The following is a 26,207-nucleotide window of genomic DNA, read 5'->3' on the forward strand; positions in this document are numbered from 1 at the left end:
GGTATGAGCATCCGCTCGTACCGGCCCACCGTCGTGGGAGGCGACCGGCCTCAGTGGACCTCGACCAGACGGGCGAAGACCACCACGTTCCCCGCGTAGCCCTCCTGCGGGGAGTAGCCGCCGCCACAGGTGATGACCCGCAGTTCAGGTGTGCCGGTGGCGCCGTAGACGCGCTCGCCGGGGAAGTTGTTCTTGTCGTAGACCTCGATGCCGTAGATCTCGAAGACGGCGAGCTTCCCGTCCTTGCGCAGCACCTCGACCCTGTTCCCCTGCTTGAGCGCGCCCAGACCGTAGAAGACCGCCGGCCCCTGCGCGTTGTCCACATGGCCCACCAGCACGGACGTGCCGTTCTCACCGGGGGTCACCGCGCCGCTGAACCAGCCGGCCAGGTTGGGGTCCTCCGGCGGTGGCGCCGCGACCCAGCCGTCGGGGTCCAGGCCGACCGGGACGACCGGGGCGTCCACCTGGATCGACTGGATCCGCACCCGGTCCACCTCGGAGTACGGCAGCGGGGCGGGCGCTCCGGGGAAGGCCTGCGGACGGACCCGGGTGTCGGCGGCGGCCACCGACGTGGGCTGCGGGGGACCGGTGTCGAACTCCCCCGAGCCGTTCCGGATGAGCGCGAGCCCGGTGAGGAGCACCAGCGCCATCACGCCCCAGGGCGCGCGCCGTCGGGGCCGCTCCTCCTCTTCCGTCAGTTCGGACGCAGACATGTTCGCCATTCCCCTCTCGACGCGGCCGTCGCCGTGTCTGTCGCGATAGCAGAACGCTAAGCGCGGTGCGCGCGACCGGCATCGGGGCGAGGGCGAACGGGTGGCCGCCCAGGGCGCCCCTGAGCCATCCGGGGCGGCGCCGGAGAAAATCTCCGGCACGGCGTGACCTGCGGATATGGCGCATTCGGCGCGTCCCTGCGGCGTGTCGGCTCACCAGGACGGCGGAAGGCCGAAATGCGGGGGAACAGCGGGCGACCCAGGGTCTGACTGGGAGGCGCTTTCTCGCCGATCGACCGGGGACGGGTCCCGGGGCGTCTTCCGCGGAGGAACACATGCGTACTCGTGCCCTGGCGGTCTCGGCCGCCGCGTTCGCCGCCATCGGGCTCGCTGCCCCGACGGCCGGCGCCTGGTCGGATCCCAGCAGCATCCAGGTCAGCCCCAGCACCATCGCCCCGGGCGGGCAGCTCACCGTCACGGTGGAGGGCAGCTCCTGCCGCATGCCGGGCTCGACGGTGACCTCGCCGGCCTTCCCCTCGACCTCCCTCACCCCGGTCAGTGGCAGCAGGACCAAGTCCACGGCCACGGTGCGGGTCAACTCCAACGCCACCGCGGGGTCGCACAGCATCACCGCCAACTGCGGTGAGGGCAGGACCCTGACCCGGTCCAACGCCTTCACCGTCCTCGGCGGCGTCCGCGGCGGCCTGGGCGGCAGCTCCCTCACCGGCGCCACGCCCACCGACGTCGCCATCGGCGGCGGGCTGGTCGCCGCCGCGGCCCTCGGCGGCGGCTTCTTCTGGATGCGCCGTCGCGCGGAGAGCCGTATCTGATCCCCGGGCGGCGGAACGGGGACCGGCGAACCGCTGTGCCCCGGACGGCTGGGGACGGGCGCCGGACGGGTGGGCGTCGGGGCCGGTCCCGGACGGACGGCCCGCACCCTCAGCTCGGTCACCCCCGTCTCGCGTCCGCACCGGAACGAGACCTGGTGGACCGTGCCGGGACGGGCGTCCCGGTGGATCCGGGTCCGGGCGGTGGTGCGGCCCTCGGGGATCGTGACCGTGGCGAAGAGGTCCGAGGACACCCGCGCCGTGTGCGGGCAGCCGTCCACCGACAGGGTGACCCTGCCGCCCGGGGCGACGGCCTCCGGGGCGACGGCGAACGAGAACGAGGTGCCGCCCTCGGCGCGCGGCGCGCTCCGGGCCGCGAACGCGACACCGGGCGTGACCGCGGTGGCGGTCACGCCCAGCACGACGGCCGATGCGACGCGTATGACTCCCGTGACGTCCATGACGCCCTCCGGTTCTGCCGGTGCGGGCGGCGGACCTGCTCCACCGCCCCTGCCTGCGCAGCACGCTAGGAACACGGCGGCCGGCCCGCGATTCCGCTCGGGCGAACGGGTGACGGCACTGCGCCGGACGGGTCGTCCGGCATCGCGGAAGGTGTGGCGGACCGCCGGCCCGCGACGGCCTACGTGGCCACGCCGGGGAACAACGCGGTGAACGGGGTGGCGTCCACGTCCATGCCCCGGCTGAACGGGGCGTCGAAGTCCCAGACCAGGAACAGCAGGAAGGCGATCAGCGCGGAGAACAGACCCGCCAGCACCAACTCCCGTGCGGTTCGCCGGATCTGGAGGGCGAAGACCATGCCGATGGTCACCATCGCGCCGATGATCAGCCCGAACCACACCACCCCCGGCATCGTCGCCTGCGTGGCGTCCTCCCGGGCCCCGCGGGCCTGGTCCGCCACGGTCAGCTGGTCGAGCAGGGGCTGGTAGGCCTGCGCCTCGTAGTCCGACGCCGGCCGGTAGTCGGTCAGGTCGTGCCGGAGGCGCTCGAGGAGCGCCGTGCCCCGGCCGGTGAGCCGGCCCTCGTCGGCCATCGTCCCCCACTCGGTGTTCACCACGTGGCCGACGTAGGCACGCACGTCCTCCCTGATGTGGTCACGGACCTCGGCGGGATACGGCCGCACCCGTTCGGAGATCTCGTGCAGGGCCATGGCCTCTGCCCGCACGTTGTCCTGCGCGGCGCTGCGGGCCTCCCAGACGCCGGCGATCGCGAGACCGAGGACGATCGCGTAGACCACGCCGATCATCATCGTCATGTACTCGATCACATCGGGGGTGTCGTCCGGGTCGTCGTCCTCCCGCGCCGTGCGCTCCCGGATGAAGGCGACCACGACGACCACGGCGCACGCGGCGGCCATCGCGAGGGCGAGTACGAGCCATTCCGGCAAGAAATCCTCCTGAGGAGCGGGGACGGGTCGGGGACAGGGCGGGTCGCCCGTGTCACCGGGGGCGGAGCGCCGCCACGGCGATCACCGCGGGGGCGGTGATCAGCAGAGCGAGCCGGACGAGGGAGCGGCGGGGGCGCGGCGGCAGCGAAGGCGTCGCGGCCTTGCGGACCGGATAGACCACGGGCTTCACCGGCGGCGCCTTCGGCCGGTGGACCGTCGGCTTCGGCTCCGGCTCCGGAACCGGCGCGGGCTTCGGCGCGGGCGGGGCGGGGCGGGGCGGCGGGGGAGGGGACGTGCGGACGGGGGCCGGGGGCGGGGCGGCGACCGGAGGGGCGACCGAGGGCGGCGCGGCCGGCGGCGGAGCGGGCGGTGGCGGAGCGGGCGGTGAGGGCTCGGGCGGGGGTTCCGGAGCCGGGGGCGGCGGAGGGGGCGGGGTGGGTGTCGGCGTAGGCGTGGGCCTGGGGCACCGCCCCGCCTGGGCGTACGCGCCCGCGCCGTCGAGCCGCGCGATCGCGTCCCCGGCCGCCGCGGTGAGCCCGTCCGGTCCGGCGGTGGCGACCAGGCCTCCGGGGGGAGTGGCGAAGCCGCCCGGCGGCGGCACGGGCCCCACCGCGACGGCTCCCGCGTCCGTGGCGACGCCCGCGGCCGCTCCGTGCGGACCGCTCGAGGCGTACGCGCAGGCGTCCGCCACGGCCGCCGTCGGCCACCCGGGCCCGGTGAACCAGACGATCGAGGTCACCGCGAGCGTCCGTGTGGCCAGGGCGAGGCGATGTCGTGTAGGTCTCTCCACGGGAGTGATCATCGTCACGGCACTCCGGGACTACGCCGGATGTGTCATCGATTGCTGCGAACGGGTGGAAATGAGGGCGCGATGTTAACGACATGTCAGTCCAATTCGATTGACGGCCATAGGGGAGTGACCGCTATCGGATGGTCAATTTCCGTTTCTGCTCGCATGGTTGGCCGATTGATCAGTAGCCTCACCTCGACCGTCGGCCGTCTACTCCCCGGAGTGCCAGATGAACTGTCCTGCCCGTGCGTCGCGGAGCGTGGGTGGAGGCCGGACGGCATGACGGGGGCCCAGGACTCGCCGACGGACAGCCCGGACCGGTTCGCCACCGCGTGGAGCCGGGCGCTCCTGCCGGGGGCGCCGCCCGAGGCGGTGCGCGCACTGGGGGAGCTGCTGCTGCCGGCCGCCCGCGGACTGCGGGACGCGCTGCGCGCCCGGATCGCCGACCCGGCGGCGGGGGCGGAGGCCGGGGCCGCGCTGGTGCGCGCCGGCCACGCCGAACCCGAGGCGGTGGGCCGCACCCTGGAGTGCCTGGACGCCCACGCCGCCTGCTGTCTGGGGGACCGTGACGGCGACCCCGCCGTGCTGCGGGCCCGCGCCGTACGGATCGGGGCCGCTCTGGCCTCCGGCTTCGCCGGGGCGCTGCGCGACCGGACGGTGACCGACCAACGGGCGGTGGCCCGCGCCGCGCTCGGCGCCCAGGCCCAGCTCAACGAGGGCGCCACCCAGGCCCTGCACGAGAGCGAGGCCCGGTTCCGCGCCGTCTTCGAGGGAGCCGCCACCGGGATCTGGATCGCCGGACCCGACTCGACGATCCTGCAGGTCAACGGCGCGATGACCCGGATGTTCGGCGGCAACGCCGAGGCGCTCCTTGGCCGTCGCCTCACCGAGCTCACGCACCCCGAGGACGGCGCCCAGGTCTGGCGGCTGCACGACGAACTGGTCCGCGGGACCCGCGAGCACTACCGCGTGGACAAGGCGTTCACCCGCCCCGACGGCACCGTGCTGTGGACCAACCTCACGGTCTCCCTGCTCCGCGACGCCGACGGCCGCCCGCAGTACCAGCTCGCCCTCATGGAGGACACCACCGAGCGGCGGCTGCTCAACCTGCGCCTGCGCTACGAGGCCACCCACGACGCGCTCACCGGACTGCCCAACCGCACCCTGTTCTTCGAACGGCTGGAGAAGGCCGTGGCGGCCGGCCACGGCAAGCGCTTCGGGCTCTGCTACCTGGACCTCGACGGCTTCAAGACGGTCAACGACAGCCTCGGCCACCAGACCGGCGACCGGCTCCTGGTCGAAGTCGCCGACCGGCTGCAGGCCTGCGCCACCGGGCCCGGCGAGATGGTGGCCCGGCTCGGCGGCGACGAGTTCGTCGCCCTGACCACCGGCCTCGGCGCCGAACGGGGCGTCGACGAGCTGGCCGAGCGGATCATGAACGCGCTGGCGACGCCGGTGCGCGTGGACGGGCGCGAACTGACCGTGCGGGGCTCCGTCGGCATCGTCGAGGGCGTGGCCGGCGAGCGGGGCGCCGCCGAGGTGCTGCGCAGCGCCGACATCACCATGTACCGCGCCAAGTCGGCGGGCGGCAACCGGTTCGAGTTCGCCGACCCGGAGGCCGACGCCCGCGCCATCAGCCGCCACCGCCTCACCAACGCGCTCCCCGCCGCCCTGGACAACGGCGAGTTCTTCATCGAGTACCAGCCGCTGGTCCGCCTGGAGGACGGCAGCGTGGGCGGCGCCGAGGCGCTGGTGCGCTGGCTGCACCCGCAGCAGGGCGTGGTGGGGCCGGACCACTTCATCCCGCTCGCCGAGCGGACCGGGCTGATCGTGCCGCTGGGCCGCTGGGTGCTGGAACAGGCCGTGCGGCAGGCCCGCGAGTGGAACGGCGCCACGCGGGTCAACGTCAACCTCTCCCCGTGCCAGCTCACCGACCCCGGCCTGGTCCGCGACACCGCGCGGATCCTGGAGGACGCCGGGCTGCCCCCGCAGGCGCTCTGCCTGGAGATCACCGAATCGGCGCTGGTGGGCGCGGAGGACGAGGTGCTGCGGCCGCTGCGCATCCTGTGCGAGATGGGCGTGGACATCGCCCTGGACGACTTCGGCACCGGGTACTCCAACCTGGCCGGACTGCGGCGCCTGCCGGTGAGCGAGCTGAAGCTGGACCGTTCCTTCACCCGCGGCATCCGCACGTCGCCGGCCGACCCGGTGGACGTCAAGATCGTCGAGGGGGTCGTGCGGCTGGCCCGCACGCTGGGACTCTCGGTCACCGTCGAGGGGGTCGAGACCGCGGCCCAGGCCGAGCGGCTGCGCAAACTGGGCTGCGACACCGCGCAGGGCTGGTACTACGCGCGTCCCGGCCCGCCGGAGCGCCTCCACCAGCTCGCTCTCGCCGACGCCTGCTGACGCCGGGCCGCGCCCGCCGTCGCGGGCCCGCGCACCTGCTGCGTCACGGGCGCATCGGGCGCACCCTGGAAGGAGGACCTTCAGGAGGTGAGGCACCATGCTGCACACCGCAGTGGGATGGCACGTCGAGATGGAGTTCAAGGAGGACGACACCCGCACCCGGGCCGCCGCGATGGTGCGGCTGCCCGACGGCAGCGAGATCCGCGGCCACGGGCACGCCAGCCGGCACGACTCCGACGCCAATCAGCCGAGAGTGGGTGAGGAGGTCGCCGGGGCCAGGGCGCTGAACGACATCGCCCTGCAACTGCTCGACAAGGCCCACCGGGAGATCGACACGGAGGCCGGCCGCCCTTCCCACCCGATCTCCGTCTGACCCCTACCACCCGTCCGCACCCGTACCGGCCGTGCCCCGGCCGGCGGCGGGCCCCATGGTCCCGCAGCCCCCGCGGCTGCGGGGCCGTCGCGCGCCCCGGCACGGGTCGGGGAGCGCGGGACGCGAAGCGCGGCACCGGGAGCCCGGGCCGCCGTCACCGCCCCAGGAGCAGCCGCTGCAGCTCCCGGGCGGCCCGCGGCGGCGCCACGTCGCTGCGGTGGGCCAGCGCGATGGTCCGCGACGGGACCGGCGCCGCCAGCGGCGTCACCCGCAGCCGGGCCCGCGCCGCCACCATCCGCGGGACCACGGCGACCCCGAGGCCCGCCCGCACGAAGCCGAGTACGGCGTCCATCTCACCGCCCTCGACGGCGAAGTCCGGCTCGAACCCCTCCGCCCGGCACGCCTCCACCGTCAGTTCCCGCAGGTCGTAGCCGTGGCGGAACATGACCAGACGTTCCCCCTCCAGGTCGGCGATCCGCACCCGCCGCGCCGGCCCGCGCCCGTGGCCCGGCGGCGGGGACTCCGGCGAGGACACCACCACCAGCTCCTCGCGCAGCAGCTCCACGGTGGTCAGGGCGGGCGAGGGCGTCCGCAGCGGCAGCACCACCAGCGCCAGGTCCAGGGCACCGCGCGCCAGCTCCCGCACCAGGTCGTGCGACCCGCCCTCCTCGATCAACAGCTGGACGCCCGGGTAGCGGTCGTGGAAGGCCCGCAGCACGTCCGGGAGGAGACCGGTGCACAGACTCGGCGTCGCGCCCAGCCGCACCCGGCCGCGCCGCAGCTGCGCCACCTCCTGGACCTCCTGGCGGGCGGTCTCGGTGTCCGCGAGGATCCGCCGGGCCAGCGGCAGCAGCGTCTCCCCGGCGTCCGTCAGGGTGATGTTCCCGCGCGCCCGCAGGAACAGGTCCGCCCCCAACTCCCGCTCCAGCGCCTTGATCTGCTGGGAGAGCGAGGGCTGCGCGACATGGACCAGTTCCGCCGCACGGGTGAAGTGCCGGGTCTCGGCGACCGCCACGAAATACCGCAGTTGCTGCAGGTGCATGCCGCGATGATAGGCATCGATAGGCTGCACCTATCAAAACGAGGCGCACCATGTCTTGGACCGATCGGCCCAGGCGGTCGTACCTTCGCTCCATGGCTCTGGCAACGCGGACGGGCCGACGGCCGTCCAGAACACGCGCGGTGTGGGACTCGACCGTCGGCAAGAAGGCCGTGATGGCCGTCAGCGGCCTGATCATGCTGCTGTACCTGGTCGCCCACATGATCGGCAACCTCAAGGTCTTCTTCGGCCCGGGCGAGTTCAACGCCTACGGCCACTGGATCCGCACCGTCGGCGAGCCGTTCATGCACTACACGTGGACGCTGTGGATCATCCGGGTCGTGCTGGTGGCGGCGGTCGTGGCCCACGCCACGGCGGCCTACCAACTCAGCCGCCGCGACATCAGGGCGCGCCCGGCCAAGTACGTCCACGCCAGGCGCCGGGCGAGCTACGCCACCCGCACCACGCGGTGGGGCGGCGTGATCCTCGGCCTGTTCATCGTCTGGCACATCCTGGACCTGACCACCGGCCACGTCCACGCGGGCGGCTTCCAGGAGGGGCACCCGTACCAGAACGTGGTGGACTCCTTCTCCACCTGGTACGGCAACGTGATCTACATCGTCGCCATGCTGGCGCTCGGCCTGCACATCCGGCACGGCTTCTGGGCCGCCGCACAGACGCTCGGCGCGGGCGGCCGCAACCGCGACCGCGCCCTGAAGGGCGTCGCCAATCTTCTCGCGCTGCTGCTCACGGCCGGTTTCGTCGCCGTCCCCGTGGGCGTCATGACCGGAGTGGTGAGCTGACATGTCCTACATCCGCTACGCGACCGGCGAGCCCGTCGCCGACACGAAGGCGCCCTCCGGCCCCGTGCACGAGCGCTGGGACCGGCGCCGCTTCGAGGCCAAGCTGGTCAACCCGGCCAACCGCCGCAAGCACACCGTGATCGTCGTCGGGACCGGCCTGGCCGGCGGCTCGGCCGGCGCCACCCTCGCCGAACAGGGTTACAAGGTCGTCCAGTTCTGCTTCCAGGACTCCCCGCGCCGGGCCCACTCGGTCGCCGCGCAGGGCGGCATCAACGCGGCGAAGAACTACCGCAACGACGGCGACTCGATCCACCGGCTCTTCTACGACACGGTCAAGGGCGGGGACTTCCGCGCCCGCGAGTCCAACGTCCACCGGCTCGCCCAGATCTCCGTGGAGATCATCGACCAGTGCGTGGCCCAGGGCGTGCCCTTCGCCCGCGAGTACGGCGGCCTGCTCGACAACCGCTCCTTCGGCGGCGTCCAGGTCTCCCGCACCTTCTACGCCCGCGGCCAGACCGGCCAGCAGCTCCTGCTCGGGGCCTACCAGGCGCTGTCCCGGCAGATCGCGGCCGGCAACGTCGAACTGCACCCGCGCACCGAGATGCTCGACCTGATCGTCGTCGACGGCCGCGCCCGCGGCATCGTCGCCCGCGACCTGGTCACCGGCCGGATCGACACCTACTTCGCCGACGCCGTCGTGCTGGCCACCGGCGGCTACGGCAACGTCTTCTACCTGTCGACCAACGCCATGAACTCGAACGCGACCGCCGTCTGGCGGGCGCACCGGCGCGGCGCCCTGTTCGCCAACCCCTGCTTCACCCAGATCCACCCCACCTGCATCCCGCGCACCGGCGACCACCAGTCCAAGCTCACCCTGATGAGCGAGTCGCTGCGCAACGACGGCCGCATCTGGGTGCCCAAGGTCGCCGGCGACGACCGGGCGCCGAACGAGATCCCCGAGGAGGAGCGCGACTACTACCTGGAGCGCCTCTATCCCTCCTTCGGCAACCTGGTGCCCCGCGACATCGCCTCCCGGGCCGCCAAGAACGTCTGCGACGAGGGCAGGGGAGTGGGCCCCGGAGGACAGGGCGTCTACCTCGACTTCGCCGACGCGGTCGGGCGCATGGGACGCAAGAAGGTCGAGGAGAAGTACGGCAACCTCTTCGAGATGTACGAGCGGATCACCGCCGAGAACCCCTACGAGGTGCCGATGCGGATCTACCCCGCCGTGCACTACACGATGGGCGGACTGTGGGTCGACTACGACCTGCAGACCACCGTGCCCGGGCTGTTCGCCGTCGGCGAGGCCAACTTCTCCGACCACGGGGCCAACCGGCTCGGCGCCTCGGCGCTGATGCAGGGCCTGGCCGACGGCTACTTCGTGCTGCCGGCCACCATCAACGACTACCTGGCCCGCCACCCGCACGCCGAGGACGTCACCGCCGCGCACCCGGCCGCCCGCGAGGCGGTGGACGCCACCCGCGAGCGCCTCGAGCGGCTGCTGTCCGTCGACGGCGACCGCACCCCCGACTCCTTCCACCGCGAACTGGGCGAGCTGATGTGGGAGTTCTGCGGCATGGCGCGCGACGAGGGCGGCCTGCTCAAGGCGCTCGAGCGGATCCCGCAGATCCGCGAGGAGTTCTGGCGGCGCATCAAGGTGCCCGGCACCGGCGAGGAGTTCAACCAGTCCCTGGAGAAGGCGAACCGCATCGTCGACTACCTCGAACTCGCCGAGCTGATGTGCCTGGACGCCCTGCACCGCACCGAGTCCTGCGGCGGCCACTTCCGCGAGGAGTCGCAGACCCCCGACGGCGAGGCCGCCCGCAAGGACGACCAGTTCTCCTACGCGGCCGCCTGGGAGTTCACCGGCACCGGCACCGCGCCCGTGCTGCACAAGGAAGACCTGGTCTTCGAGTACGTCCACCCCACCCAGCGGAGCTACGCATGAAGCTCACCCTGCGCGTCTGGCGGCAGCGCGACGCCGCCGACGACGGCGCCATGTCCACGTACGAGGTGGACGGCATCTCCCCCGACATGTCGTTCCTCGAGATGCTCGACACCCTCAACGAGAAGCTCATCCTGGAGGGCGAGGACCCCGTCGCCTTCGACCACGACTGCCGCGAGGGCATCTGCGGCGCCTGCTCCTTGGTCATCGACGGCAACGCCCACGGACCGGAGCGGACCACCACCTGCCAGCTCCACATGCGGTCCTTCCAGGACGGCGACGTCATCGACGTCGAACCATGGCGGGCATCCGCCTTCCCGGTGATCAAGGACCTGGTGGTCGACCGGTCCGCCTTCGACCGGATCGTCCAGGCCGGCGGCTACATCACCGCGCCGACCGGCACCGCGCCCGAGGCGCACGCCACGCCGGTGCCGAAGCCGGACGCCGACTTCGCCTTCGAGCACGCCGAGTGCATCGGCTGCGGAGCCTGCGTCGCGGCCTGCCCCAACGGCGCCGCGATGCTGTTCACCTCCGCCAAGGTCAACCACCTGAACGTCCTCCCGCAGGGCGCCCCCGAACGGGAGACCCGGGTGCTGGACATGGTGGAGGCGATGGACGCCGAGGGCTTCGGCGGCTGCACCCTGGCGGGGGAGTGCGCGACGGTCTGCCCCAAGGGCATCCCCCTGTCGTCCATCACCGCCATGAACCGCGAGTGGCTCCGCGCCACCGCCAAGGGGGCGCGGCGCTAGCCGCGCACGACGCGGCGCGAGCCGCACGAGGACCGTTCGCCGACGAGGTGCGGACGGGCGGGGCCGGCGTGGTGCTCATACCGGCCCCGCCAAGCCCTCCACCGCGCGGGCGCCGTCCCGTCGCGCCGCGGTCACCGGGTGGCCGGCCGCCAGCGGGGCGGCCACGCCGAGGGCTCGGCCGGGACGCGCACCGCGAGCAGCGCCACGTCGTCCTCGTTGTGCGGCGGGCGTGAGCTCTCGAGGAGTTCGTCGGTGAAGTCGTCCAGGTCCCGGTGGGCCAGCGAGGCGGCGTTCCCGCGCAGGCGCTCCAGGCCGTCGTCGATGGCGTCGCGCGGCGACTCGACCAGCCCGTCCGTGTACAGCACGAGGGTGGACCCCGGCGGCAGCGGGGCGACCCCGTCCGGCCGCTCGGGAGAGATGCCCAGGCCGAGCAACGGGGCGTGCCCGTCGAGGAGGTAGCGCGCCTCGCCGTCCCGGGTCACCAGCAGGGGCGGCGGATGACCGGCGTTGGTCCAGGACAGCTCGTAGCGGCCCTCCGCCGAGCAGGTCAGCCGCCCGCAGATCAGCGTGGCCATGGAGACCTCCGCGATGTGCGTGCACGCCAGGTCCAGCCATTCGACGATCTTGCTCGCCGGCTTCTGCTCGGACCAGCTGTAGGCGCGGAGCATGTTGCGCAGCTGCGCCATGCCCGCCGCGGCCTCCAGGTCGTGGCCCACGACGTCCCCGACGACCAGCACCAGGGCTCCGTCGCGCAGCACGAACGCGTCGTACCAGTCGCCGCCGACCTCGAGGTCCTCCGGCGCGGGCCGGTAGCGTGCGGCCAGGCCGAGGCCAGGCACCCGCGGAAGCTGGGGCAGCAGATGCCGTTGCATCGTCCTGCCCACGGTGAGCTGCCGCTCGTACAGGCGCGCGTTGTCCAGCGCCAGACCGGCACGGCGGGTGATGTCCTCCAACAGCGTCAGGTGGGCCGGCGTGTACGGCTCCGGCTGCTCGCTGCGTCCCAGCGTGAGCGCGCCGAGAACCTGCCGCAGGCCCCGGATCGGCGCGATGACGGCGGAGTGCACGCCGGTGGCGTCGAACAGGCGGCGCTGCGCCACGGCGATCTCCGCGTCGGGCGGCCCCTGGTAGGTCTCCCGGCCCGCGATCGCGGAGGCGGCCCCGCGCAGGGCCCGCGAGAGAGGCATCACGGACTCGGGCGGGATCGGCGGCATCGGTCCCTCCAGGTCGGGCCTGCGCACCACCACGCCGTCCTCCTGATGGGCCACGGCGAACCGGGTCACCTCCGAGTCCCGCTCGATCAGGTCGACGACGGCCCAGTCGGCGAGCCGGGGCACCATGAGCTGCGTCAGTCTGCGCAGCGCCTCCTCCACGTCGAGGGTGCTGGTCAGCCGCGTCGTGGTCTCGGCCAGCAGGGCGAGCCGCTCCAGTTCCGAGAGCGTCGCGTCGTGCGGACCGGCCGGCCCAGGGGTGTCCGTCGCCTCCGCCCCGTCGTCCGCACCGGTGACGGCGTCCTCGTCGGCGCCCGGGGTGAAGATCACCAACGCCACCGGGTCGAGCGTCCCCACCTGGCACCCGGTGGCGAGCCACGCCACCTCCACCACCGAGCCGTCGGCGCACCCGACCCACATGCGGTCGCCCTGCGCGGTCCGCCGGGTCAGACCGGCCTCGCGGATTCCGCAGCGTGCCCGGGCCACGGTCTCGCCGTGCTCGTTGCGGTGGAGCAGGTCGTGGCCGTCCTGTCCGACCATCGCGGAGGCGTCCATGCCCACGAGCTCGGCCAGGGCCGGGCTGACCGCCAGGATGGTCCCCGACGCCGCGGCCATGTAGGCGGGAGCGATCAGCGCGTCGAGCGCCCTGCCGATCGCGGCCAGGGCCTCCGCGTCCGTCGGTGTGCCGTCCTCGTGGTCCGCCATCGTTGTCCGCCGCCTCCCGGTGTGCTCGAGGGCCGGGAGAGGGTCGTCCCGGACCGGTGTCCGGTCCATGGTGCCCGCGCGGGACCGCTGTGATTCCTCCCCGCCGTGGAGATCAGCCGGACGCGCCCGGCGTGTGCTCGCCCGGCGGGGCGTGACGGGAGCGGCGCACCCTAGGCTGGGAGGCGTGACGGAGACCCGACGCCCCCTCGCCGTGTTCGACCTCGACAACACGCTCGCGGACACCGCGCACCGTCAGCACTTCCTGGAGACCCGGCCCAAGGACTGGGACGCCTTCTTCGACGCCGCCCCCCAGGACCCGCCGCTGGCCCAGGGCGTCGCCCTGGCCCTGGAGGCCGCCCAGGAGTGCGAGGTGGTCTACCTGACCGGCCGCCCCGAGCGGTGCCGCCGCGACGCCGTGGCCTGGCTCGCCGCCCAGGGGCTGCCCGAGGGCCGGATGTGGATGCGGCGCAACCACGACCGCCGCCCGGCCCGGCGCACCAAGCTGGAGATCCTGCGCGACCTGGCCCGCGGCCGGGAGATCCGCATGCTGGTCGACGACGACGAACTGGTCTGCGACGACGCGCGGCGCGCGGGCTTCCGGGTCGTCAGGGCCCGCTGGGCGGCCGAGGCGTCGGAGGGTCTGCGCGAGGCGCAGGAACGCGAGGGCCGGACCTGACGGGCCGGGCGGAGCCGCCCGTCACTCCGGTTCCTCGATCCGGAAACCCACCTTCAGTCCCACCTGGTAGTGCGCGATCTCGCCGTCCTCGATGTGCCCGCGCACCTGGGTGACCTCGAACCAGTCCAGGTTCCGCACGGTGCGCGAGGCGCGTGAGACGGCGTTGCGGATCGCGTGGTCCACCCCCTCGTGGGAGCTCCCGACGATCTCGGTGACCCGGTAGACGTTGTCCGACATGGCGGCGACTCCTTCTCCGGGGCGTCGCGGGGACGAGGACGCCCGACTCGTTCCACCGTGCCCCATGCCGGGACGGACCGCGAGGCGTCGCCGGCGGTCGCGGTCCCGAAGCCGTCCTCCAAGCCTTGACGACGGTATTGGTCCATACCAAGATATTGGTCCATACCAAAGAGGCGCCCTGCGAGCCGACCGCGCTCGTCCCCCCACGGGTCTTCCTGCTGCACCCTCCACAGAACAGGACCCACCGTGAGACGTCGTCCGCTCGCACTCCTGGCCCTCTGCGCCGCCCTGACGACCACCGCCGCCTGCGGGCTGCTGCCCGGCGGGGAGGGCCGTGAGACGGTCACCGTCTGGCTGATGAAGGGCACCGCGTCCGCGGACTTCCTGCGTCGCTTCACCGCCGATTTCGAGGCGGACCACCCGGACACCCGGCTGGACATCCGCATCCAGGAGTGGACCGGCATCGGCCCCAAGGTCCAGGCGGCGATGGACCCCGAGAAGAACCCCGAGGGGCCGGACGTCATCGAGGTCGGCAACACCCAGGTGCCGCAGTACGTGGAGGGTCAGCTCTTCGACCTGACCCTGGAGGCGGTGCGCGACTGGGGCGTCGACGACTGCCTGCCGGGCCTCGCGGACCCGGGCCGCGACCGCAACCAGCAGTACGGCATCCCCTGGTACGCGGCCAACCGGGTGGTGGTCTACCGTAAGGACCTCTTCGAGGAGGCCGGCGTCACCCCGCCCCGCACGCGCGAGGAATGGCTGGATGTCACCCGGCGGCTGGACACCTCGGGGAACCAGGGCATCTACCTGGCCGGCCAGGACTGGTACACGCTGGCCGGCTTCATCTGGGACGAGGGCGGCGACCTCGCCGTCGAGCGCACCAGCTCCTGGCAGGGCGCCCTGCACACCGAGGAGGCCCTGCGGGGCATGGAGTTCTACCGGCAGCTGCACGCCCTGGGCGAGGGCCCCGCCGACGCCGACGAGGAACACCCCCCGCAGGCAGGGGTGTTCGCCGAGGGGCGGACCGCCCAGATCATCGCGGTGCCCGGCGTGGTGCAGACCGTCCTCGCCGAGAACCCCGAACTCAAGGACAAGATCGGCTACTTCCCCGTCCCGGGGAAGCGCGCGGACAAGCCCGGCGCCGTCTTCACCGGCGGGTCCGACCTCATCGTCCCGCGCAACACCGACCAGGCCGGCCGGGCCATCGACGTCATCGGGGCGCTGGTGGGCGAGAAGTGGGCCACCGACCTCGCCCGGACCATGAACTACGTGCCCAACAAGGAAAAGCTGGCCGACGCCGTCGCCGACAACGCGGGCGTGGCGGCGATGGCCGAGGGCGCCGCGCAGGGCCGCGCCACCCCGTCCACCCCCGAGTGGGCCGAGGTGGAGGCCGACAACCCCATCAAGCGGTACATGACGGCGGTCCTCCAGGGCGGCGACGCCCGCCGTGAGGCCGAGAAGGCGTCGGAGCACATCACCGAGGTCCTGGACCCGGTCTACGGCTGAGCCGACGCCCCGCGGGGCCCGTCAGGACACCACGCCCAGCCAGAGGGCGAACCGGTCCTCGCGGTCCGTCCACCCGTGGGCGACCTCCATCCCCACCGCCGCGAGTTCCGCCCGTACCTTCTCCGGGCGGAACTTGGCGGAGATCTCCGTCCGGATCTCCTCGCCCTCGGCGAGGTCGACGACCAGGTCCACGCCCGGGATCTTCACGGTCTGCGCCTCCCGCGCCCGCAGCCGCATCTCGATCCACTCGGCCTCGGCGTTCCACACCGCCACGTGGTCGAACAGCTCCGGCCGGAAGTCCGCGCCCAGCTCGCGGTTGACCACCCGCAGCACGTTCCGGTCGAACTCCGCGGTCACACCCGCCGCGTCGTCGTACGCGCGCACCAGCACCCGCTCGTCCTTCACCAGGTCGGTCCCCAGCAGCAGCGCGTCACCGGGGGCCAGCGACCCGCGCACGGAGGCGAGGAACCGTGCGCGCTCCGCCGGCTCCAGATTGCCCACGGTCCCGCCGAGGAAGGCCACCAGCCGCGGCCCCGGCCCCTCGGGCAGCTCGAGCCGCCCGGTGAAGTCCGCCACCACGGCGTGCACCTCCAGCCCCGGCAGCCGCTCGGCGAGCTCCTCACCCGCCCCCGTCAGCGCGCTCTCGCTCACGTCCACCGGCACGTACAGCCCCAGATCCGGCATGGCGTCCAGCAGCAGCCGGGTCTTCTCCGAGGACCCCGAACCCAGCTCCACCAGCGTCCGGGCCCCGGCGAACCGGGCGATGTCCGCCGACCGGTCGGTGAGGATCTCCCGCTCGGCACGCGTCGGGTAGTACTCCGGCAACCGGGTGATCTCGTCGAAGAGTTCGCTGCCGCGCGCGTCGTAGAACCAGCGCGGCGGCAACGTCCGCGGGCGGCTGCCCAGCCCGGCGAGGACGTCGGCGCTCAGCGACGCCCGGGCGGCGTCCTCGGGCAGCGTGCGGGAGATACGGAACGGGCTCACGGCTTGCTCCTTCTGCTCCTTCAACGGTGCGGGCTCCGGACGTCCGCGCCGGCCGGCGGCCCCGGGTGGCCGGGGCCGTCCTCCAGCGGGGTGAGCAGCACATCGGTACGGGTGGCCGCCAGCAGCGTCCGGTCCGGGACCTCCCGCCAGCGGGGATCGTCGTCGTACGGTTCGGACGCCACCACCACGGGGCCGTCCGGCTCGGCGAGGTACCACAGGGTGTCCCCCCACGCCGTGGCGGTGATCGTGTCGCCGCCGGTGAGCAGCAGGTTCAGCCGCGAGCCGGGCGCGGCGGCCGCGACTTCCGCGACCGCCCCGGCCAGCGCCCGCCCGGCCTCCTCCCCGGCCCGCAGACGCTGCAGGATTAGGGCCCACACGAACGCCGAGTCGGTGCGCGCCTCCAGTTCCAGCAGCCGGGCCGGCGGGAGCGCCGCGGTGAGCGCGCCCATCGATTCCGGCCAGCCGGAGAGGGCCCCGTTGTGGCTGAACAGCCACCGCCCCGCGGCGAACGGCGCGGCGGCCGCCTCCCCGTCGGCGCCCGCCGCGGTGGCGTCCCGCACGGCCGCCAGCACCGCGCCGGAGCGCACCACCCGCGCCAGGTCGGCGAACGAGAGGTCCGCCCACACCGGCCCGGCCCTGCGGTAACGGGCCGGCACCGGGTCGCCCGGCGCGTACCAGCCCACCCCGAACCCGTCGGCGTTGACCGTCCCGTGGCGCTGCCTGCGCGGCTCCCAGGACTGCCGGAACAGACTGTGCGGGGGAGCGGCCAGCACCCGCCCCAGCGGCACCGGCGGCCCCAGGTAGGCGAGGTGCCGGCACATCAGTGCGCGCCTTCGCCGAACGGGCCGCCCGGTGGCACGCCGTCCCCCGGCGCGGGACGCTCGGCGACCGCCGAGCGCGCGGTGCGGAAACCGGAGAAGATCTGCCGCCGCACCGGGTAGTCCCAGTTGCGGAACGTCCCCCGGCAGGCCACCGGGTCCACGGCGAAGGAACCGCCGCGCAGCACCTTGTACTCGGGGCCGAAGAACACCTCGGAGTACTCCCGGTAGGGGAAGGCGGAGAACCCCGGGTAGGGGAGGAAGTCGCTCGCCGTCCACTCCCACACGTCGCCGATCAACTGCCCCACGCCCAGCGGGGACCGGCCGGCCGGGAAGCTGCCCGCGGGCGCCGGACGCAGGTGCCGCTGGCCGAGGTTGGCACGCTCCCCGGACGGGTCCTCGTCGCCCCAGGGATACCGCCGGGAGCGGCCGGTCGCGGGATCGTACCGGGCCGCCTTCTCCCACTCCGCCTCCGTCGGCAGCCGCCGCCCCGCCCACCGGGCGTAGGCGTCCGCCTCGTACCAGCTCACGTGCATCACCGGCTCGTCCGGCGGGACCGGTTCCGTCCGGCCGAACCGCCGCCGCAGCCACTGCCCGCCCTCCCGCCGCCAGAACGACGGCGCCCGCACGCCCTGGGAGCGCAGCAGGGCGAAGCCCTCCGGCCGCCACCAGCGGGGCCGGTCGTAGCCGCCGTCCTCCATGAAGGCGAGGAAGGCCGCGTTGGTGACCGGGGCGGTGTCCAGGAAGAACGGTGCCACCTCCACCACGTGCGCGGGACGCTCGTTGTCCAGCGCCCACGGCTCGTCGGAGGTCCCCATCACGAACGGGCCGCCGGGGACCAGGACCTCGACCGGCCCCCGGTGCGCCGGCGCGGGATCCGGGTCGGGAGCGGTCAGGACCGCGGGACCGCGCCGCAGCTGGTGGGTGATCAGCATCGTCTCGTCGTGCTGCTGCTCGTGCTGGGCGACCATGCCGTAGGCGAACGCGGCGTCGGTGAGCGGCGACGACTCGTCGAGGGAGGCCGCCTCCAGCAGGTCCAGGACCCGGCCGCGGACCTCGGCGGCGTACCTCCTGGCCTCGTCGGGCGACAGCAGCGGCAGCGACGGACGCTCCGCGCGGGGGTGCTCGAAGGCGTCGTACAGGCCGTCGATCTCCGGCCGCAGCGCCTCGCGCCCGCCCACCGCGCGCAGCAGCCACTGCTCCTCCTGGTTGCCGACGTGCGCCAGGTCCCACACCAGTGGCGACATCAACGGAGAGTGCTGGGCTGTCAGTTCGTGGTCCTCCACGCAGGAGGTCAGCAGCGCGGTGCGTTCCCGGGCCGTCGCCAGGGCCCGCACGGCGCGCTCCCGGGCTGCCTCGGGGGTGCCGGCGCCACGGGGCGTGGCGCCGGCCGGGCCGTCGGTCATGCCGTCGGTCATCAGGAGAGCTCCTTCCCCTGCCGCAGGGCGTCCAGCAAGTCGTCGGCCGGACACCGGCCGCGGGCGACGTACCGCTCGGCGAACTCCCCGACCGCGTCGATCACCGCGGCGCCCGCCCCCAGCCGGGGAAGCGCCTCCAGCGCCGCCGCGAAGCAGACGGCGGCGGCCTCCCGCAGCTCCGGGTCGGCCAGGGCGTGCCGCGCCGCGCCGGTCCACAGCGGATTGTGCGGCGCGGGCAGCGGCCCGCACCGCTCCGCGAGCGGCTTCACGGCCCGAAAGGCGGTCTCGGTGGCGGCCAGGTCGTCGAAGAGCGCCGCCGCCACCGCGAGCGGCACGATCCAGCCGTCGTCACCCGGCTGGGCGTCGAGCATCCGCAGCTCCAGGAAGCCGCGGGGCCGCACCGGCGGGAACAGCGTGGTCAGGTGGTACTCGAGGTCCTCCCGCCGCGGCCCCTGCCCGCTCGCCGCGCCCCGGCGCAGCCAGTCGCGGAAGGTCGTCCCGTCGGGCACCTCCCACGGGCCGACGGTCCGGCGCCGGCACATCAGCTCCGCGTCCAGCGCGTGCCGCGTCCAGGCCGCACGGGGCTCCGCGTCCAGCGGGGGACCACCGGCGCGTCCCGCGCCGATCTCCGCCCACCGCAGTTGCCGGGTGGAGCGCCAGCCGGTGGCGCGCCGCTCGGCCACGGGGGAGTGGGCGAAGGCCGCCAGCAGCACCGCGCCCAGCAGGTGCGACATCCGCCAGCGCCGCACGTGCCCCAGCGGGCCCGGCTCCTCGTACCCCGCGTCCAGGTTGACCTGGACCGAGGCCGAGGTGCACATCATGGTCCGGCCGGCCGGACCGGCGCGGTCCAGGCTGCGCTCCATCGCGTCGTACCGGGGCTCCCGCAGGAAGCGCCGGGGCGCCTGCCAGGGGTCCAGCCCCATGCCCGCCAGGGTCAGGCCCTGCGCGGCCAGCATGGACCGCACCGTCGCGAGATCGGCGCGCATGGTCTCCACGCACTCGGTCAGCGAGGCCGCGGGCCGGGAGCTCAGCTCGATCTGGCCGCCCGGCTCCGCGGTCAGGAGCGAGCGCACCGGCAGCCCGGGCAGCGCCGCGTGCGCCGCCTCCAGCCGCTCGGCGGTGACGGTGGTACGTGGGTCCTCCAGGTCGTGGACCAGCCATTCCAGTTCCACGCCGAGCAGTCGCGGCGGACCGGTCTTGAAGCAGATGCCGTGGACCAGCGCCTCGGCGCCGGCCTCGGACAGAACTTCTCCGGGCCGCGCCGCCGCCGTCCCTGTCGCCTCGGACATGCCGGGGTTCTCCCTCCTGAGAGAGTCGACGCCGCTGGCTTCCCACCCAAGACCCTGACACGGAAGGACACAAGGGCGCACCTCGGGAGCCAGGGGGGCGGAAGCGGGCACAGGTGACCGCAGAAGCGCTAACAGCAAGAAGCGGCGCGCGATCGCGGGGTGCCCGACGGGAGGCACGCCCGGCGGTGAGTCCCACCGGGGCGGGGGAGCACCGGACACGCGGGAGGGCCGGGCCCCGGGGTCACCACCCCCCGGTCTGCCCGGCCCTCCCGCGGCGCGGCCGACAGCCGGCGGCGCGGCTGTCGGTCCGCGAGGCCGTCAGTCCGCGGCCCTGCGGACGAGTTCGGCGAGCCGCGCCTCGAGCTCGTCCGTGAGCTTCGTCAAGGCGTAGGCGGTCGGCCAGAACGCGCCGTCGTCCAGGGCGGCCACGTCGCTGAACCCGAATTCGGCGTAGCGGGTGTTGAACTTCCCCGCGGCCTTGAAGAAGCAGAGCACCTTGCCGCCCTTGGAGTAGGCGGGCATGCCGTACCAGAGCCGGGGAGCGAGTTCCGGGGCGGCCTCGCGGACGATCTCGTGGACGCGGGTGGCGAGGAGCCGGTCGGCCTCGTCCATGTCCGCGATCTTCGCGAGGACCTCGGGCTCGGGGTCGGCCTTGGCGCCGCCGCGGCGCGAGACCTTCCGGACCTCCTTGGCGCGGTCCTTCATCGCGGCGATCTCCTCCGCCGTGAAACCTTCCTGCGCGTCGTCCACCGTGCCCGCCGCTCGTGTGGTCTTCATCGCGTTCCCCTCTCGCGCCGCCTCGCCGGGACCACCGGGTGTTCCGGGTCCTCCGTGCCGCCTGTGTCCCTCACGCTAGGCGCGCGGGGGGTGCGGTGGCTTCTCGAAAACTGACCGGTCCGCTCAGCGGATCTCCTTCACCCGGATCAGGTTGCCCGCGGGGTCGCGGAAGGCGCAGTCCCGCACCCCGTAGGGCTGCTCCGTCGGCTCCTGCACGACCTCCCCGCCGCCCGCCCTGACCTTGTCGAAGACGGCGTCGAGCTGACGGGTGGCCAGCAGGATCCAGCCGAAGGTGCCCTTGGCCATCATCTCGGCGATGGTGCGCCGTTCGGCGTCCGTGACGCCCGGGTCCGCGCCGGGGGGAGCCAGCAGGACGGAGGTCTCCGGCTGTCCGGGGGGACCGACGGTGATCCAGCGCATGGTGCCCTCCCCGACGTCGCCGCGGACCTCGAAGCCGAGGAGGTCGCGGTAGAAGGCCAGGGAGGCCTCGGGGTCGTCGTGCGGGAGCGAGGCGGTGTTGATGCTGAGATCCATGCCGTCACCGTAGAACGGCCGGACCCGCGCCGCCCGTTGTTCGCCGATCATGCTCGATCGGGCGACACGGGCGGCCCCCCGGTACGGCCGCCGCGGCCCGGACTCCTGCCGGCGTCGTGCGCAGCGGGACGCTCCCCGGCGCGTCGTGCGGCGAAGGGCCCTCCCGGAACGGAGGGCCGCAAGGTGCGGGGTGGGCCGAAGGCTCAGGGAAGCTCGGGGAAGGGCGGCGCGGCCGGGGGCCGCACGCCGTGCCCGGGGGCCCCGCCGTGCGGCGGCCGGCCGGGGTGGATCTGGGGCGGAGGGCCCAGCAGCGGCGTGAGGCTGCGGTGTATGCGTTCGGCCTCACCCCGCACCTGGACGGGGATGTCGCCGCGCTCGGCGACGAGGCGGTTGTAGATGGGCGTTTCCTGGAACACAGGTCTGCTTTCGTGACGGCCTGGGGCCGGATCCGGGGTGTGGGCGCGGCCGGGCCGGTCACCGGCTCGGCCAGCGTCCCGCGCACCTCGCGCGGGGCGCCTGCTGGGGGGCGGGACCAGCCTAGGCCGTAGCCGATCTTATGGGGGTGCGATCGCTCCGATGCGACCGCCCCCGCCGCCCTCGAGGCCGTCCACGACCCCGCGACGTGCGACGTGACATGGCTCACCGCGGCGACGTGGCGGAGCTCACTGTGCGAAGCCGGCGGCCCGGAGGCCGCGGGCGACGAGGCACCACGCCATGGACCGGGCCCGCCACGACCTCGTCCTGTGCTGCGACGCGGACACCCGGCTGCATTCCGAGGCCGCGGCGAGCGCGGGTCACCTGGGACCTGCCGCCCGACGGCGCCCCCGGCGTGGCAGGCGTCCCGGCCGCCTCCCACGGGCAGGGGCGCATCTCCTGAACGAGAACCTGAGCGGGAACCGATGAGTTCGCGCGGTGCGGGCGGTCGTACGGGGTGACAGCGCTTCGGCGACCCCCGTACGGCAACCCCGCAGGAGAGACCGCATGACCGCACCCGTGAAGGGCCCCGCGAGCTACTTCCCCTCGATCGAGAAGAAGTACGGCCGTCCGATCGCGGAATGGAAGGACCTGATCCGCGCCTCGCCGCTGACCCGGCACATGGAGCTGGTCGCCTGGCTCAAGAGCGAGCACGGACTCGGGCACGGCCACGCCAACGCCCTCGTCGCACACACCCTGGCCGAGACCGGCTGACGGCCCGCAGGCTCAGGAACAGGGAGGCGGCTCAGGGGCGGGAGACCGCTCAGGGACCGGGAGGGCCGGCGGTCATGTCCTGGAGGCCGACGACCTGGAGCAGCCGCAGCCGCTCCTGGGCCCCACTGCCCGGACGCGCGGTGTGGACGACCAGGGAGCGTCGCCGGTCCGGCGTCAGCAGCACCTCGCAGTCCAGCTCCAGCAGCCCCACCACCGGATGCCGGAACCGCTTGACCGCGGTGCGCAGGACCGCCACCCGGTGGTCGTCCCACAGGCGCGCGAACTCCTCGCTCCCGGAGCGTAGTTCGGCCGCGAGGGCTGCCGGGCGCGGGTCGCCGGGGTGCGCCGCGGTGACCGCCCGGAGGGTGGCGGCCTGGGCGCGCGCGTGGGCCGGGACGTCCTCGGGCGGGAAGATGTCGCGCGCCCCCGGCTCCAGGAAGAAGGCGCGGAGCAGATTGCGCCGGCCCGGGGGACGGGAGGCGAAATCCCCCGTCAGCGCCCGCGACATGGCGTTCTGGGCCACCACCTCGCCCCAGTCGGTCAGCACCTGCGCAGGGGTGTCGTGCAGGCGGTCCAGCACCCGTTGCAGGCCGGGACGCACGTGCTCCGCGGGGGAGAACTCCCGGGGCGGTTCCTCCCCTGCCAGGTGGAAGAGGTGGTCGCGTTCGTCGTCGGTGAGCCGCAGGGCGCGGGCCAGCGCGGTGAGCGTCTGCCGGGACGGCCGCGGACCTCGGGCCTGCTCCAGCCGGGTGTAGTAGTCGGCGGACATCCCGGCGAGCGCCGCCGCCTCCTCGCGGCGCAGCCCGGGCGTCCGCCGGCGCCGTCCGGCGGGCAGGCCGACGTCCGAAGGAGCGAGTCGCGCGCGGTTGCGGCGCAGGAAGTCCGCGAGTTCGGGCCGGTTCATGGAGCAAGGCTGGTTCGCGCGGGGGGAGTTGTCCAGGGACCGCCGATCCCCCGATCGGCAGGTCTCTCCCGCCCGGCGGACGGTCGGGTCACGGTGGGCTCTGCCGACCGGCCGTGAGAAGGAGGACATCGTGCGGATTCTGGTGACGGGCGCGACGGGGCAGGTGGGACAAGGGGTGCTCCGGCAGTTGCCGGTCCTCGCGGGGCCCGGTGACCGGGTTCGGGTGCTGGCACGTGACGAGACCGCGGCGGCGCCCTGGGCGGCACGCGGCGCCGAGGTGGTGCCGGGCGACCTGCGGGACGCCGACGCCGTGGCGAAGGCCGTGGACGGCGTCGACGCCGTGGTGAACCTGGCGGCGGCGTTCAAACGGGGCGAGGAGGAGGGGGAGATCCGTGCGGTGAACCACGACGCGGCGCTGCGGCTGGGCCGGCTGGCCCGCGACGCGGGCGCCGGCCGTTTCGTGCAGGCCAGCACCAACCTGGTGTACGGCGCCGGGCGGGACCGTCCGCACGAGGAGGACGACGCGTGCGTCCCCGGCGGCCCGCTGTGGGGGCCGTACGCGCAGTCCAAGGCGGAGGCCGAGAGCGCGCTGCTCGGCCTGGAGGGCCTCGACGTGCGGATCGGACGGCTGGCCTTCGTCTACGGCGACGGGGATCCGCACCTGAGGCAGTCGCTGAGGTGGGCGGCGCACTGGCCCTCCGTCAAACGGATGCACCTGGTGCACGTCACCGACGCCGCCCGGGGACTGGTGAGACTGCTGCTCGCGCCGGGGCCGCGCGGCCGCGTCCACAACATCGCCGACGACGCTCCCGTGACGGCCCTGGACCTGCACCGGGTGGTCGGTGAGGAGTTCCCGTCCGGCCCGCGGCCCGCCGGCGATCCCGACCCCTGGCACGGCATCGTCAGCACCGAACGCCTCCGGCGCGAACTCGGGTTCGTGCCGCGGTACCCGACGGTGTGGTCGGCCCGTGACGCGGGCGCGCTCTGAGCCTCGCGCCCGCGGCTTGAGGGCTCCGGACCGGTGGGAGCACACCGGACGGCTCGGTGACCCGGCCGTAGGCTGCGGCCTGTCCCACCGTCACGCGGGGATTGGCCGTGCGGCGGCGGTCCGGTGGCCGGTCTGTTCCACGGACCGGGACGCGGGCGGCGGCCTCGTCCCGGTGGTGGCGGCAACCGCCTTGTACCTGGCCGCGGGGCGACCGCCCCGCCGCGCCCGTCGCTCCGATGGCGGGCCGGGCGGGACAACGGTATGTGTGAGGTGGGCCACTCAGGGTGACCGCTGAGCGGTGGGTGGTGTCCGCCATATGGATACGGCCGGTGGAATCGGTGGGACCACTGGGACAATGGAGGTGCACGAACGGTTCTGCGCGTCGCGCGCACGGGCATCCCCAGCTGTTGGGTGGTCCTCGGCGGCGTCCTCAACGGCGAGGGGAACCCTCTTGACCGCCCCCGGGACGGGGCGCACAGATCATTCCGACCACGAGAGGTCACGGGCTGCACATGCGCGTCATCGAGTCGCTGTACGCGGAGATTCTCCGTCGCAACCAGGGTGAGACCGAGTTCCACCAGGCCGTGCGTGAGGTACTGGATTCCCTCGGCCCCGTGCTGGAGCGGCGGCCCGAGCTGGTCGAGGCCCGCATCGTCGAGCGCATGGCCGAGCCCGAGCGGCAGCTCATCTTCCGCGTGCCGTGGTCGGACGACGCCGGCAACATCCACGTCAACCGTGGCTTCCGTGTCGAGTTCAGCAGCACCCTCGGCCCGTACAAGGGCGGCCTGCGGTTCCACCCGTCGGTGAACCTGGGCATCGTGAAGTTCCTCGGCTTCGAGCAGATCTTCAAGAACGCGCTCACCGGCATGCCCATCGGCGGCGGCAAGGGCGGCTCCGACTTCGACCCCAAGGGCCGTTCGGACGCCGAGATCATGCGGTTCTGCCAGTCGTTCATGACCGAGCTCCACCGCCACCTCGGCGAGTACACCGACGTCCCCGCCGGTGACATCGGCGTCGGCGGCCGGGAGATCGGCTACCTGTTCGGTCAGTACAAGCGCATCACCAACCGCTACGAGTCCGGCGTCCTCACCGGCAAGGGCCTCGGCTGGGGCGGCGCCCAGGCGCGCACCGAGGCCACCGGCTACGGCTGTGTCCTGTTCACCCAGGAGATGCTGCGCAGCCGCGGCGGTTCGCTCGACGGCCAGCGTGTCGCGGTCTCCGGCTCGGGCAACGTCGCCATCTACGCGATCGAGAAGGCCCACCAGCTCGGCGCGACCGTGGTGACCTGCTCCGACTCCGGAGGCTACGTCGTCGACGAGAAGGGCATCGACCTCGAGCTCCTCAAGGAGATCAAGGAGGTCCGCCGCGGCCGCGTCTCCGAGTACGCCGAGGCCCGCGGCGACAGCGCCACCTACGTCCCCGGCGCCGGCCTGTGGAGCGTCCCGGTGGACGTCGCCCTGCCCTGCGCCACGCAGAACGAGCTGCACGAGGCCGACGCCGTCGCCCTGGTGCGCAACGGTGTCCAGGCGGTCGCCGAGGGCGCCAACATGCCCACCACCCCGGAGGCCGTCCGCGTCTTCCAGGAGGCCGGTGTGGCCTTCGGCCCGGGCAAGGCGGCCAACGCCGGCGGCGTGGCCACCAGCGCCCTGGAGATGCAGCAGAACGCCTCCCGCGACTCGTGGACCTTCGCCCACACGGAGGAGCGCCTGGCGGAGATCATGCGCCACATCCACGACTCCTGCCACACCACCGCCGAGCGCTACGGCAGCCCCGGCAACTACGTGGTCGGCGCCAACACCGCCGGTTTCGAGCTGGTCGCCGACGCGATGCTCGCGCAGGGTCTCATCTGACCTGACGTCCCGACGTTCGCACGTCCCTGACGCGCCGAGGCCCGGCGCCGCCCCTCCTGGTTGGGCGGGGCGCCGGGC

General features: G+C 73.8%; 25 protein-coding genes. 11 read left to right on the top strand and 14 right to left on the bottom strand.

The features are described 5' to 3' along the window. Positions 1-50: 50 nt before the first annotated feature. On the bottom strand, positions 51-713 hold the full coding sequence (locus tag ACFRAV_RS28120; protein ID WP_382559436.1) for a class F sortase: 663 nt from the start codon (positions 711-713) through the stop codon (positions 51-53). Positions 714-1,045: 332 nt separating this feature from the next. Here ACFRAV_RS28120 and ACFRAV_RS28125 point away from each other — a divergent pair, with 332 nt between their 5' ends. Beyond that, on the top strand, positions 1,046-1,540 hold the full coding sequence (locus ACFRAV_RS28125; protein WP_382559438.1) for a hypothetical protein: 495 nt from the start codon (positions 1,046-1,048) through the stop codon (positions 1,538-1,540). Between the two features lie 637 nt (positions 1,541-2,177). On the opposite strand, the gene ACFRAV_RS28130 is transcribed toward ACFRAV_RS28125, so the two are convergent. Both ACFRAV_RS28130 and ACFRAV_RS28135 read right to left on the bottom strand, forming a co-directional pair. Next, positions 2,178-2,942: a hypothetical protein gene (locus ACFRAV_RS28130; RefSeq protein WP_382559440.1), complete on the bottom strand. Its 765-nt coding sequence runs from the start codon at positions 2,940-2,942 to the stop codon at positions 2,178-2,180. Between the two features lie 52 nt (positions 2,943-2,994). Continuing rightward, complete coding sequence (locus tag ACFRAV_RS28135; protein WP_382559442.1) at positions 2,995-3,732, bottom strand: hypothetical protein; 738 nt, start codon at positions 3,730-3,732, stop codon at positions 2,995-2,997. A gap of 279 nt (positions 3,733-4,011) precedes the next feature. Here ACFRAV_RS28135 and ACFRAV_RS28140 point away from each other — a divergent pair, with 279 nt between their 5' ends. Both ACFRAV_RS28140 and ACFRAV_RS28145 read left to right on the top strand, forming a co-directional pair. Beyond that, the gene (locus tag ACFRAV_RS28140; protein ID WP_382559444.1) at positions 4,012-6,138 is read left to right on the top strand and encodes a putative bifunctional diguanylate cyclase/phosphodiesterase; all 2,127 of its coding nucleotides are present in this window, start codon (positions 4,012-4,014) and stop codon (positions 6,136-6,138) included. Between the two features lie 97 nt (positions 6,139-6,235). Continuing rightward, a complete protein-coding gene (locus tag ACFRAV_RS28145) occupies positions 6,236-6,511 on the top strand; it encodes a DUF1876 domain-containing protein (RefSeq protein ID WP_351115183.1) in 276 nt (91 codons plus the stop codon). 154 nt (positions 6,512-6,665) lie between these two features. Here ACFRAV_RS28145 and ACFRAV_RS28150 read toward each other — a convergent pair whose 3' ends face one another. Further along, positions 6,666-7,553 (bottom strand): LysR family transcriptional regulator, encoded by an 888-nt coding sequence (locus ACFRAV_RS28150; protein WP_382559446.1) that lies wholly within the window; start codon positions 7,551-7,553, stop codon positions 6,666-6,668. Positions 7,554-7,645: 92 nt separating this feature from the next. On the opposite strand from ACFRAV_RS28150, the gene ACFRAV_RS28155 reads away from it, so the two are divergent. From ACFRAV_RS28155 to ACFRAV_RS28165, 3 genes are read left to right on the top strand one after another with little or no spacing between them, the layout of a single operon-like run. Next, positions 7,646-8,353 (top strand): succinate dehydrogenase, encoded by a 708-nt coding sequence (locus ACFRAV_RS28155; RefSeq protein WP_382559448.1) that lies wholly within the window; start codon positions 7,646-7,648, stop codon positions 8,351-8,353. 1 nt (position 8,354) lies between these two features. Continuing rightward, positions 8,355-10,301, top strand: coding sequence for a fumarate reductase/succinate dehydrogenase flavoprotein subunit (locus tag ACFRAV_RS28160; RefSeq protein ID WP_382559450.1), 1,947 nt, complete (start codon positions 8,355-8,357; stop codon positions 10,299-10,301). Continuing rightward, positions 10,298-11,047 carry a succinate dehydrogenase/fumarate reductase iron-sulfur subunit gene (locus ACFRAV_RS28165; RefSeq protein WP_382559452.1) on the top strand — a complete coding sequence of 250 codons (750 nt, stop codon included), beginning with the start codon at positions 10,298-10,300 and terminating at the stop codon, positions 11,045-11,047. Before ACFRAV_RS28160 ends, ACFRAV_RS28165 begins: the two co-directional genes overlap by 4 nt. 131 nt (positions 11,048-11,178) lie before the next feature. Here the strand turns inward: ACFRAV_RS28165 and ACFRAV_RS28170 are convergent, their stop codons facing one another. Further along, positions 11,179-12,960: a SpoIIE family protein phosphatase gene (locus ACFRAV_RS28170; RefSeq protein ID WP_382559454.1), complete on the bottom strand. Its 1,782-nt coding sequence runs from the start codon at positions 12,958-12,960 to the stop codon at positions 11,179-11,181. 184 nt (positions 12,961-13,144) lie between these two features. Here ACFRAV_RS28170 and ACFRAV_RS28175 point away from each other — a divergent pair, with 184 nt between their 5' ends. Then, the gene (locus tag ACFRAV_RS28175) at positions 13,145-13,636 is read left to right on the top strand and encodes a hypothetical protein (RefSeq protein WP_382559456.1); all 492 of its coding nucleotides are present in this window, start codon (positions 13,145-13,147) and stop codon (positions 13,634-13,636) included. A 21-nt stretch (positions 13,637-13,657) separates the two neighbouring features. On the opposite strand, the gene ACFRAV_RS28180 is transcribed toward ACFRAV_RS28175, so the two are convergent. Next, positions 13,658-13,873, bottom strand: a complete 216-nt coding sequence (locus ACFRAV_RS28180; RefSeq protein ID WP_351115191.1) for a dodecin — start codon at positions 13,871-13,873, stop codon at positions 13,658-13,660. A gap of 246 nt (positions 13,874-14,119) precedes the next feature. Here ACFRAV_RS28180 and ACFRAV_RS28185 point away from each other — a divergent pair, with 246 nt between their 5' ends. Further along, positions 14,120-15,379 carry an extracellular solute-binding protein gene (locus ACFRAV_RS28185; protein ID WP_382559458.1) on the top strand — a complete coding sequence of 420 codons (1,260 nt, stop codon included), beginning with the start codon at positions 14,120-14,122 and terminating at the stop codon, positions 15,377-15,379. Between the two features lie 21 nt (positions 15,380-15,400). On the opposite strand, the gene egtD is transcribed toward ACFRAV_RS28185, so the two are convergent. The 7 genes from egtD to ACFRAV_RS28220 all read right to left on the bottom strand — a co-directional run bounded on the left by egtD (position 15,401) and on the right by ACFRAV_RS28220 (position 21,615). Beyond that, positions 15,401-16,363 carry an L-histidine N(alpha)-methyltransferase gene (gene egtD, locus ACFRAV_RS28190; RefSeq protein ID WP_382559461.1) on the bottom strand — a complete coding sequence of 321 codons (963 nt, stop codon included), beginning with the start codon at positions 16,361-16,363 and terminating at the stop codon, positions 15,401-15,403. A gap of 20 nt (positions 16,364-16,383) precedes the next feature. After that, positions 16,384-17,184, bottom strand: coding sequence for an ergothioneine biosynthesis protein EgtC (gene egtC, locus ACFRAV_RS28195; RefSeq protein ID WP_382559463.1), 801 nt, complete (start codon positions 17,182-17,184; stop codon positions 16,384-16,386). Then, a complete protein-coding gene (gene egtB / locus ACFRAV_RS28200; protein ID WP_382559465.1) occupies positions 17,184-18,599 on the bottom strand; it encodes an ergothioneine biosynthesis protein EgtB in 1,416 nt (471 codons plus the stop codon). Before egtB ends, egtC begins: the two co-directional genes overlap by 1 nt. Further along, on the bottom strand, positions 18,599-19,888 hold the full coding sequence (gene egtA / locus ACFRAV_RS28205) for an ergothioneine biosynthesis glutamate--cysteine ligase EgtA (protein ID WP_382559467.1): 1,290 nt from the start codon (positions 19,886-19,888) through the stop codon (positions 18,599-18,601). Before egtA ends, egtB begins: the two co-directional genes overlap by 1 nt. Positions 19,889-20,206: 318 nt before the next feature. Next, a complete protein-coding gene (locus tag ACFRAV_RS28210; protein ID WP_382559469.1) occupies positions 20,207-20,665 on the bottom strand; it encodes an iron chaperone in 459 nt (152 codons plus the stop codon). A 123-nt stretch (positions 20,666-20,788) separates the two neighbouring features. Further along, positions 20,789-21,199: a VOC family protein gene (locus ACFRAV_RS28215; RefSeq protein ID WP_382559472.1), complete on the bottom strand. Its 411-nt coding sequence runs from the start codon at positions 21,197-21,199 to the stop codon at positions 20,789-20,791. A 203-nt stretch (positions 21,200-21,402) separates the two neighbouring features. Continuing rightward, positions 21,403-21,615 carry a hypothetical protein gene (locus ACFRAV_RS28220; protein ID WP_382559474.1) on the bottom strand — a complete coding sequence of 71 codons (213 nt, stop codon included), beginning with the start codon at positions 21,613-21,615 and terminating at the stop codon, positions 21,403-21,405. Positions 21,616-22,180: 565 nt separating this feature from the next. On the opposite strand from ACFRAV_RS28220, the gene ACFRAV_RS28225 reads away from it, so the two are divergent. Beyond that, the gene (locus tag ACFRAV_RS28225; protein ID WP_351115205.1) at positions 22,181-22,387 is read left to right on the top strand and encodes a DUF4287 domain-containing protein; all 207 of its coding nucleotides are present in this window, start codon (positions 22,181-22,183) and stop codon (positions 22,385-22,387) included. A 49-nt stretch (positions 22,388-22,436) separates the two neighbouring features. Here ACFRAV_RS28225 and ACFRAV_RS28230 read toward each other — a convergent pair whose 3' ends face one another. After that, positions 22,437-23,291, bottom strand: coding sequence for a helix-turn-helix transcriptional regulator (locus ACFRAV_RS28230; protein ID WP_382559476.1), 855 nt, complete (start codon positions 23,289-23,291; stop codon positions 22,437-22,439). Between the two features lie 130 nt (positions 23,292-23,421). Between ACFRAV_RS28230 and ACFRAV_RS28235 the strand changes: the two genes are divergently transcribed. Both ACFRAV_RS28235 and gdhA read left to right on the top strand, forming a co-directional pair. Further along, positions 23,422-24,279, top strand: a complete 858-nt coding sequence (locus ACFRAV_RS28235; RefSeq protein ID WP_382559478.1) for an NAD-dependent epimerase/dehydratase family protein — start codon at positions 23,422-23,424, stop codon at positions 24,277-24,279. Between the two features lie 512 nt (positions 24,280-24,791). Then, on the top strand, positions 24,792-26,129 hold the full coding sequence (gdhA, locus tag ACFRAV_RS28240; protein WP_382559480.1) for an NADP-specific glutamate dehydrogenase: 1,338 nt from the start codon (positions 24,792-24,794) through the stop codon (positions 26,127-26,129). Positions 26,130-26,207 lie beyond the last annotated feature (78 nt).

The organism is Streptomyces sp. NPDC056600 (genome assembly GCF_042792855.1).
Lineage (GTDB): Bacteria > Actinomycetota > Actinomycetes > Streptomycetales > Streptomycetaceae > Streptomyces.

Bases quoted from the DNA above. Each gene is read 5' to 3' on its own strand.
- ACFRAV_RS28120 (WP_382559436.1), bottom strand. From the start codon at position 713: ATGTCTGCGTCCGAACTGACGGAAGAGGAGGAGCGGCCCCGACGGCGC.
- ACFRAV_RS28125 (WP_382559438.1), top strand. From the start codon at position 1,046: ATGCGTACTCGTGCCCTGGCGGTCTCGGCCGCCGCGTTCGCCGCCATC.
- ACFRAV_RS28140 (WP_382559444.1), top strand. From the start codon at position 4,012: ATGACGGGGGCCCAGGACTCGCCGACGGACAGCCCGGACCGGTTCGCC.
- ACFRAV_RS28145 (WP_351115183.1), top strand. From the start codon at position 6,236: ATGCTGCACACCGCAGTGGGATGGCACGTCGAGATGGAGTTCAAGGAG.
- ACFRAV_RS28150 (WP_382559446.1), bottom strand. From the start codon at position 7,553: ATGCACCTGCAGCAACTGCGGTATTTCGTGGCGGTCGCCGAGACCCGG.
- ACFRAV_RS28155 (WP_382559448.1), top strand. From the start codon at position 7,646: ATGGCTCTGGCAACGCGGACGGGCCGACGGCCGTCCAGAACACGCGCG.
- ACFRAV_RS28160 (WP_382559450.1), top strand. From the start codon at position 8,355: ATGTCCTACATCCGCTACGCGACCGGCGAGCCCGTCGCCGACACGAAG.
- ACFRAV_RS28165 (WP_382559452.1), top strand. From the start codon at position 10,298: ATGAAGCTCACCCTGCGCGTCTGGCGGCAGCGCGACGCCGCCGACGAC.
- ACFRAV_RS28170 (WP_382559454.1), bottom strand. From the start codon at position 12,960: ATGGCGGACCACGAGGACGGCACACCGACGGACGCGGAGGCCCTGGCC.
- ACFRAV_RS28180 (WP_351115191.1), bottom strand. From the start codon at position 13,873: ATGTCGGACAACGTCTACCGGGTCACCGAGATCGTCGGGAGCTCCCAC.
- egtC (WP_382559463.1), bottom strand. From the start codon at position 17,184: ATGTGCCGGCACCTCGCCTACCTGGGGCCGCCGGTGCCGCTGGGGCGG.
- egtB (WP_382559465.1), bottom strand. From the start codon at position 18,599: ATGACCGACGGCATGACCGACGGCCCGGCCGGCGCCACGCCCCGTGGC.
- egtA (WP_382559467.1), bottom strand. From the start codon at position 19,888: ATGTCCGAGGCGACAGGGACGGCGGCGGCGCGGCCCGGAGAAGTTCTG.
- ACFRAV_RS28210 (WP_382559469.1), bottom strand. From the start codon at position 20,665: ATGAAGACCACACGAGCGGCGGGCACGGTGGACGACGCGCAGGAAGGT.
- ACFRAV_RS28215 (WP_382559472.1), bottom strand. From the start codon at position 21,199: ATGGATCTCAGCATCAACACCGCCTCGCTCCCGCACGACGACCCCGAG.
- ACFRAV_RS28225 (WP_351115205.1), top strand. From the start codon at position 22,181: ATGACCGCACCCGTGAAGGGCCCCGCGAGCTACTTCCCCTCGATCGAG.
- ACFRAV_RS28230 (WP_382559476.1), bottom strand. From the start codon at position 23,291: ATGAACCGGCCCGAACTCGCGGACTTCCTGCGCCGCAACCGCGCGCGA.
- gdhA (WP_382559480.1), top strand. From the start codon at position 24,792: ATGCGCGTCATCGAGTCGCTGTACGCGGAGATTCTCCGTCGCAACCAG.